Source organism: Amycolatopsis sp. NPDC003861, assembly GCF_053605405.1.
Genome location: NZ_JBSGJD010000362.1, coordinates 1 through 7,300, shown reverse-complemented (window position 1 = coordinate 7,300; position 7,300 = coordinate 1). Strand labels below are relative to the sequence as shown.

General features: G+C 70.9%; 8 protein-coding genes. 5 read left to right on the top strand and 3 right to left on the bottom strand.

Features of this window, described 5'->3' with window-relative positions; translation table 11 throughout:
• Positions 1-116: 116 nt before the first annotated feature.
• The gene (locus ACWEVN_RS44825) at positions 117-497 is read right to left on the bottom strand and encodes a VOC family protein (protein WP_452055341.1); all 381 of its coding nucleotides are present in this window, start codon (positions 495-497) and stop codon (positions 117-119) included.
• Positions 498-545: 48 nt separating this feature from the next.
• Positions 546-992 (bottom strand): MarR family winged helix-turn-helix transcriptional regulator, encoded by a 447-nt coding sequence (locus ACWEVN_RS44820; protein ID WP_452055340.1) that lies wholly within the window; start codon positions 990-992, stop codon positions 546-548.
• A 100-nt stretch (positions 993-1,092) separates the two neighbouring features.
• Here ACWEVN_RS44820 and ACWEVN_RS44815 point away from each other — a divergent pair, with 100 nt between their 5' ends.
• Positions 1,093-2,232 carry a dipeptidase gene (locus ACWEVN_RS44815; RefSeq protein WP_449687418.1) on the top strand — a complete coding sequence of 380 codons (1,140 nt, stop codon included), beginning with the start codon at positions 1,093-1,095 and terminating at the stop codon, positions 2,230-2,232.
• A gap of 46 nt (positions 2,233-2,278) precedes the next feature.
• Positions 2,279-2,704 carry a LapA family protein gene (locus ACWEVN_RS44810; protein ID WP_449687417.1) on the top strand — a complete coding sequence of 142 codons (426 nt, stop codon included), beginning with the start codon at positions 2,279-2,281 and terminating at the stop codon, positions 2,702-2,704.
• Here the strand turns inward: ACWEVN_RS44810 and ACWEVN_RS44805 are convergent.
• The gene (locus tag ACWEVN_RS44805; RefSeq protein WP_452055339.1) at positions 2,701-3,522 is read right to left on the bottom strand and encodes a maleylpyruvate isomerase family mycothiol-dependent enzyme; all 822 of its coding nucleotides are present in this window, start codon (positions 3,520-3,522) and stop codon (positions 2,701-2,703) included. The two genes, ACWEVN_RS44810 and ACWEVN_RS44805, sit on opposite strands and share 4 nt — an antisense overlap.
• A gap of 134 nt (positions 3,523-3,656) precedes the next feature.
• Between ACWEVN_RS44805 and ACWEVN_RS44800 the strand changes: the two genes are divergently transcribed.
• The 3 genes from ACWEVN_RS44800 to ACWEVN_RS44790 form a co-directional block, all read left to right on the top strand.
• Positions 3,657-4,442, top strand: coding sequence for an Abi-alpha family protein (locus ACWEVN_RS44800; protein ID WP_449687415.1), 786 nt, complete (start codon positions 3,657-3,659; stop codon positions 4,440-4,442).
• A gap of 4 nt (positions 4,443-4,446) precedes the next feature.
• Positions 4,447-5,682, top strand: coding sequence for a DUF445 domain-containing protein (locus ACWEVN_RS44795; RefSeq protein WP_452055338.1), 1,236 nt, complete (start codon positions 4,447-4,449; stop codon positions 5,680-5,682).
• Positions 5,683-5,787: 105 nt separating this feature from the next.
• Positions 5,788-7,300: patatin-like protein (locus ACWEVN_RS44790; RefSeq protein ID WP_452055337.1), on the top strand; the 1,513-nt coding region annotated here is incomplete at its 3' end.

Here is a 7,300-nt window from a genome sequence, read left to right as displayed (position 1 = left end):
CCACCCTCTCCCCATCACAACGTGTGGCCCGCGCTCGCCTAGGTCGTGTGTGGTAAGGCGGGTTAGAACCCGCCTTACCACTCACGACAAGCCGCGGCAGAGCACGGACTGGCACGTCAGCCTATGACCTCGTGCAGGCACAGCACGTTGCCTTCGGAGTCGTTGAACCACGCCGCCCGCTCGTTGCCCAGCTGGGCGATGTGGTCGACCGTCTTCAGGCCCTCCAGCTCGAAGTCCTGGAACCGGACGCCGCGGTCTTCGAGGGCCCTGACCTCGGCGGGCAGGTCGCCGACTTCGAAGCTCAGTGCCGTGTTCTCGCTCTGCGAGCCCTCCGGCATCGGCCGGAGCCCGATGGCGCCGCCGGCGGCGGCGAAGTAGAGGGTTCCGTCTTCGCCCTTCCCCGTCTGCTTCAGGCCGAGGGCGTCCGCGTAGAAGTGGCCGGCGCGTTCACTGTCGGTCACCGGAAGCATCGTCGTGATGGTCGATTCGGTCAGCATGGCTCTCATGGTGCGCCGTCAGCCGCACCGGGTGTGACCTCGACTTTTTCAACGGTCGGAATTGAACGCGCGCAGTGTCCGCATCGCTTCGGCCAGTGCCGGGGCGTCGTCGCCGAGCGGGGTCAGGACGATCCGGCGCAGGATGTCCGCCGCCGCCGTGCGGGCCCGGTTCGCCACGTCCAGGCCGTGGTCGGTCAGCGACGCGAACGTGACGCGGCGGTCGTCGGGACTGGGGATGCGGCAGATCAGGTCGGCCGCGACCAGGCGATCCGCCACCTTCGTGAAGCCGCCGCTGGACAGCGCCGCCTCGGTGGCCAGGCGGGTCATCGGCATCCGGTGCTCGGGCGAGCGCACCAGCCGCAGCAGGATGTCGAACGACGCGGGCGCGAGCCCGAAGCGCTCGGCGATCTCGCCCATCAGCCTGTCCTGGGTGGCCAGGTAACCCTCGATGACCAGGCCCCACCAGGTGACGATCTCGTCGTCGTCGGTGTCCACACCCCGCACTTTACCGCAAAACTTCGCCGGATTATTTCTTTCGGGGAAGATGTCAGCCCGTTTGTACGAACCGTATACCGGACCTACCTACGATCGGGCGATGACTAACGAGGCACTACAGCGTGCTACCAAACTGCTGGACGCCGTCATCCTCGCCGACGGGCACAACGACCTGCCGTGGGAACTGCGGCAGCACGGTGGCCCGAACCCGGTCGAGGCGGCCGCGTCCCTCGACCTGACCGTGCGGCAGCCCGCTCTGCACACCGACTTCCCGAAGCTCGCCGACGGCAAGCTCGGCATGCAGTTCTGGTCGGTGTACGTGCCCTGCGAGTTCGAGGGCCACAGTGCCGTGACCGCCGTCCTGGAGCAGGTCGAGGTCGTCCACCAGCTGGTCGAGCGCTACCCCGACCGGCTCCGGCTGGTCACCACCGCGGACGAGGCCGAGGCCGCGTTCGCCGACGGCCGGATCGCGTCGCTGCTCGGGGCCGAGGGCGGGCACAGCATCGCCGAGTCGATCGGCGTGCTGCGGAGCCTGCGCCGCCTCGGCGTCCGGTACATGACGCTCACGCACAACTTCAACACCACCTGGGCCGACTCGGGCACCGACGAGCCGGCCCACGGCGGGCTCACCGAGTTCGGCCGCGACGTCGTGCGCGAGATGAACAAGATCGGGATGATGGTCGACCTGTCGCACGTCGCGCCGTCGACCATGCGGGCGGCGATCGAGGTCAGCTCGGTGCCGGTGATCTTCAGCCACTCCTCCTGCATCGCGGTGAACGACCACCCCCGCAACATCCCCGACGACGTCCTGGCCATGCTGCCCGGCAACGGCGGCGTCGCGATGATCACCTTCGTGCCCGCGTTCGTCTCGCCGAAGGTCGCCGCGTGGAACGACCGGCTCGAGGCCGCGATGGCCGAGGCCGGGCTGGAGTACCGGAACCTGGCCTTGCGCGGGAAGTTCATCCGGGAATGGGACGGGCCGACGAAGCCGCCGGCGACCGTGGAGGACGTCGTAGCGCACGTCGAGCACGCCCGCGAGGTCGCCGGCATCGACCACATCGGCCTCGGCGGCGACTACGACGGCGTCGGCTCGCTGCCGGAGGGGCTGGAGGACACGTCCAAGTACCCGGTGTTGTTCGCCGCACTGCTCGAGCGCGGGTGGAGTGAGGACGACTGCGCGAAACTGGCCGGCCGGAACACGCTCCGCGTCCTGCGGGAGGTCGACGGTTTCGCCCGTTAGGGGGTTTGAGGCAGCGCTCCCCGCACGTCGGACGGACACTGGGCACATGACGCACGCGCGCGGGGGCGCGGCCGACCGCCCCACCGGTCCCACCCACCACGACCTGCCGGGCACCGACGTGCCGGAAGGCGCCCTGGAGCCCGCCGAGCTACGGGCCGGCGACGTCCGCCCGGGCGCGGAGGAGGTGACGCCGGTGCGGCCGGCGCCGTCCCGGCCCGCGCCCGCGAAGATCAAGCGCACCCGGATCAGCGGCACCTGGGTCGCGGTGATCGCCGGCCTGGTCGTGCTGGTCCTGCTGCTGATCTTCATCCTGCAGAACCTGGACTCGGTGACCGTGCACTTCTTCGGCGGCGAGGGCAGCCTGCCGCTGGCCATCGCCATGCTGTTCTCGGCCATCGGCGGGGCGGCGCTGGTCGCGCTGATCGGCGGCGCCCGGATCCTGCAGCTGCGGAAGCAGGCGCGCCGCCGCTAGACGATGATCGACGTCATCCCGAGCAGGGTGGCGCAAACGTTTTCGTCGCCGGACGTCCGGACGCGGCCGAGGTCTGCCGGGTTGCGGGTGCAGAGCCGCCAGAACGTGTCCAGGTCCGTCGTCACGGTGGCCAGCGGGGTGCGGGACGGCGGGGCGCCGCGGTCCACGACCCAGCCGTCGCGCTCGCGGCGTGCGTGCCACTTGCCCTGGCCGGTCACGGTGTAGCCGACCTGCTTGCCGGCCCGCGCGTCGACGTCCCGCAGGGTGTGCGGCAGCGCCCTCACGAACGTGTCCGCGATCGGCTCGGCGTACTCCGCCTCCAGCGGCGTGTGCTCCAGGGCCTCGCGGATCTGCACGTGGTGGACCCAGAACTCCGAGTAGTCACGGGCCGCGTCCAGCCAGCGCGGCGCGGGCTCGTCGCCGGCCCAGCTCACCGGGACGCCGAGGACGTCGAGGTCCAGCTGGGCCCAGTACTCGGTCGTCTGGCCCATGAACTCGTACAGCATGGTGAGCAGGACGTCCGTCGACAGCCGGCGGCACGCGACGACCCACTCCTCGTTGATCCGGTCGATGAACCGGGGGAACGCCTCACCCGGCCGGGGGGAATCCGCCGCGTGCCCGTCGCGGCCGCGGGACAGCCGGCCGACCTTGTCGCCCAGCAGGTGGGCGGCGACGTCCTTGACCGTCCAGCCCGCGCACATCGTCGGCCGCGTCCAGTCTTCGTCGGTGAGGGCGCCGAGCAGCGTCATCAGCGCTTGTTCTTCTTTGGAGAAGTACGGGAGGACGTCGATCGGCGGGCCCCAGCGCGTCGGACTCATGTGGCCATCCAAACACCGTGTTGTTCCGGGGCTTCGCCCCAGGCCGGGGGCTCCGCCACCCGGACCCCCGAGGGATGGGGTCATTCGGCCTACCCGCAGGTAGCATCAGCCCGTACGCAGAGGGGAGTCCGCCGGTGAACGCAGAGCGACCGAACGGCCGGGGTGCCGCCGACGACGTGGCCGACCTGGCTCGCCGCGCCGGTCAGCTGGCGGGCTGGGCCGCGCGCACCGGCTTCGCGCTCGGCCGCAAGCTGCCCGGGGTCGAGACCGCCGAACGCGGCGTCCGGCAGGTGGAGCGCCAGCTGCTGACCGAGCTGCGCCGCCGGCTCGATGAGGTCGACGACCCGTATCACGCGGCGCTCACCGCGGCGTCGGCGATGAACCGCGCGACGGTGCCCCGCGAAGCCGCCGTCACGCTGGTGCCGGTGCGCGACAACCACGCCGAGCCGCTGCGCGCGGCGATGGCCGAGCTGCTGAACCACTCCATCGGCTTCGGCCGCGAGCGCGCCCGCGAGTACTTCTACGCGATCATCCTGCGCCAGCTGACGCCGGACGAGGCGCGGATCCTGTCCGCGCTGTCCGACGGCTCGCCGTTCCCCGCCGTCGACGTCGTCGAGCGGACCGGCCTCGGCGGCAACGGCCGGGTCGTGCTGCGCAACGCCTCGACGGTCGGCAAGGCGGCCGGGGTGTCGCTGCCGGACCAGGTGCCCGGCTACGTCACCCGGCTGATCGGGCTCGGCCTGGTCGACCTGGACGAGGAGGTGCCGTCGCTGGAGACGCAGTACGAGATCCTGCTGACCGACGAGACGGTGCGCGAGGCCGAGAAGCACGTCCGGCGCGCGAAGTTCGTCCGCCGGACGATCCACGTCTCGCGCCTCGGCGCGCAGTTCTGGCAGGCCTGCGACCCGAGCTGGGGTTAGCGGGATGGGGGCCTTCTTCGCCGGCATCGCCGCCGACTTCGTCCAGCACTGGCCCCTCTACGTCTCGATCCCGATCGTCGCGGCGCTGATCGGCTACGGCACCAAGCTGGTCGCGATCCGGATGATGTTCCAGCCGGTGGAGTTCATCGGCGTCAAGCCGTTCCTGGGCTGGCAGGGCATCGTCCCGAAGCGCGCGGCGCGGATGGCGAGCATCGCCTGCGACACGATGACCGAGCAGCTGATCAAGCCGGCCGAGGTGGTCGCGCGGCTGGACGCGTCCCGCATCGCGCAGGAAATCGAGAAACCGCTGCTCGCGGGGGTCGAGGACATCGTCCGCGAGGTGGTCGGCCACTACCAGCCGGGGCTGTGGGAGTCCCTGCCGGTCCGCGTGCAGCGGCTGGTGATCGAGCGCGTCCAGCACGAGTCGCCGCGGATGGTCGCGGCCGTGCTCGACCTGATCAAGTCCGATGTGGACAGTGTGTTCGACCTCAAGGGCATGGTGGTCACCAGCCTGGTCAAGGACAAGCGCCTGCTGAACCGGATCTTCCAGGAAGCGGGCGCGCAGGAGTTCAAGTTCATCGCGCGGTCGGGCCTGGTGTTCGGCGGCGCGATCGGCGTCGTCCAGATGGTGGCCTGGGTGCTGTTCAAGTTCCCGCCGATCATGCCGGTGTTCGGCCTGTTCACCGGCTGGTTCACGGACTGGCTGGCGCTGCGCATGATCTTCTACCCGATCGAGCCCCGCAAGTACTTCGGCGTGCAGTGGCAAGGCCTGTTCCTCAAGCGGCGCGCGGAAGTCGCGGAGGCGTACGGGTCGTTGATCGCGAAGGAGATCATCACCCCGCACAACGTCATCGAGGCGATCCTGCACGGCCCGCTGTCGGACCGCGTGCTGGCGTTGATCCAGCGCCAGCTCGACCGCGAGCTCGGCAGCGTCGCGAAGCCGCTGCTGGTGTTCGCGGTGGGCAGCCGCAAGTACCAGGACATGAAGCTGGCGATCTCCTCCCAGATCATGTCCCGCCTGCCGGAGACGATGCGCTACATCGAGGACTACGCGACGGACGCGATGGACATCCGGAACGTGCTGGTGTCGAAGATGAAGCAGCTGTCGCCGAAGGAGTTCGAGCGGCTGCTGCGGCCGGCGTTCGAGCAGGACGAATGGATCCTGATCGCGACGGGCGCGGTGCTGGGCTTCGCGGTCGGTGAGGCCCAGGTGCTGATCCTGGAGCACCTGGCGGCCTGAGCGGCCAGGCGGGTGAACAACTCCACCCGAACGGCCGTACCCCCGGACGTATCCCCGGCGGCACCCTTCGCCTCTACTCTGCGTCGGGAAGACGGGAGAACTCCCATGGACGGGACCGCGGAACCGTGGCAACAGGAAATCCGGCTCGCGCTGACCATGGTCGGTGGGGCCAGCCTGGCCATCTGGATGGGCGGGGTCGCCACCGAGACGTCGCAGCTGCTGCGGGAGTCGCGCAGCGCGGATGGCGGTGGGCTCTACCGGAAACTGCTCGACCTGCTCCGTGCGAGCGTGTCGATCGACGTCCTCACCGGGACCAGTGCCGGTGGGATCAACGCCGCCTGTCTCGGGCTGGCCGAGGCCTTCGGGTCGACGCCGCAGGTGCTGCGGGACACCTGGATCACCACCGGTTCGCTGGAAAACCTGATCCGGGACGCCAAGGAAGCGCAGCCGCGGTCGGTGCTCGACGGGGACCGCGTGCTGCTCGGGGACGTCGAACGGGCGCTGCGGCGGATCACCTCCGAAGGCGCGCCGCCCGTCGACGAACCCGACATCACCGTGCTGCTCACCGGCACCATGATCGACGGCGAGACCACCCGGTTCGACGACGCGCTCGGGAACCTGGTGCGGGACACCGAACACCGGATGCTCTTCCGGTTCTGTGGTCCACTGTGGACGATTGGGGTGGAGGGGCCGCTCGCGCTGGCGGCCCGCTCCACCGCGTCCTTTCCCGGCGCGTTCGAGCTGTCGCGGATGCCGATCGGCACCGGCGGCACCGACCGGCTGCACCCCGACATGACGCCCTACACCGAATTGACCCGCTCGCACTGGCTGACCGACGGCGGGGTGCTGCTCAACAAGCCCCTGCGGCCCGCGCTGCGCGAGATCTTCGAGCGCCCGTCGCACGCCGACGTGCGGCGGCTGCTGCTCTACGTCGTGCCGACCGGTGAAGGCGTGACCGACGCCGTCGAGTGCGATCCGGCGAACCCGCCGCTGCTGTCCAACGCCATGGCCAAGGTCGTCAACACCGTGATGAGCCAGTCGATCAGCGCCGAGCTGGACGACCTCACCCGGCACAACGACGCCGTGCTCCGCGCGCGGGACACCCGCGTTTCCCTGGCCGCGCTCGGCCTGCGCGGCGGGCCCGAGTGCCTGGTCGACGCGCGGATCGCGGCCGCCTACCTCGAGCGCCGGACCGCCGAGGACGCCGCCGAGCTGGTGCGGGTCGCCGCCCGGCGGTACGCGCTGTCCGAGGCCGGCACCCCGGACCGCGACTGGGCGTCCGGGATGTCGCGGCAGCTGCGCGCGATCGCCGTGACCGGGCTGAGCAGCGGCGTCCCCACCGGGCCACCGGCCGCCGGACTGCAGGTGCCGGAGCTGGTCGGCTACCGGACGACCGCGCTCGACGACGCCGTCGCGACCGGCCTCCAGCTGGTCAACGCCGGGTTCCGGCTCCGGCCGGACGCCGCCCGCGCGGCCACGCTCAACGACGCGCGCGCCCAGCTGCACGCGGCGCGCCGGACCGCCGGCCGTGGCGTGCGGCTGGCGCAGTGGGTGGCCGCGCACGCCGCGCCCGGCGCGAGCAGCACCCTCGAGGTGTGGATCCGCGAGCTCGCCGAGG

Coding starts and splice junctions, on each gene's coding strand:
- ACWEVN_RS44815 (WP_449687418.1), top strand. CDS start 1,093: ATGACTAACGAGGCACTACAGCGTGCTACCAAACTGCTGGACGCCGTC.
- ACWEVN_RS44810 (WP_449687417.1), top strand. CDS start 2,279: ATGACGCACGCGCGCGGGGGCGCGGCCGACCGCCCCACCGGTCCCACC.
- ACWEVN_RS44795 (WP_452055338.1), top strand. CDS start 4,447: ATGGGGGCCTTCTTCGCCGGCATCGCCGCCGACTTCGTCCAGCACTGG.
- ACWEVN_RS44805 (WP_452055339.1), bottom strand. CDS start 3,522: ATGAGTCCGACGCGCTGGGGCCCGCCGATCGACGTCCTCCCGTACTTC.
- ACWEVN_RS44825 (WP_452055341.1), bottom strand. CDS start 497: ATGCTGACCGAATCGACCATCACGACGATGCTTCCGGTGACCGACAGT.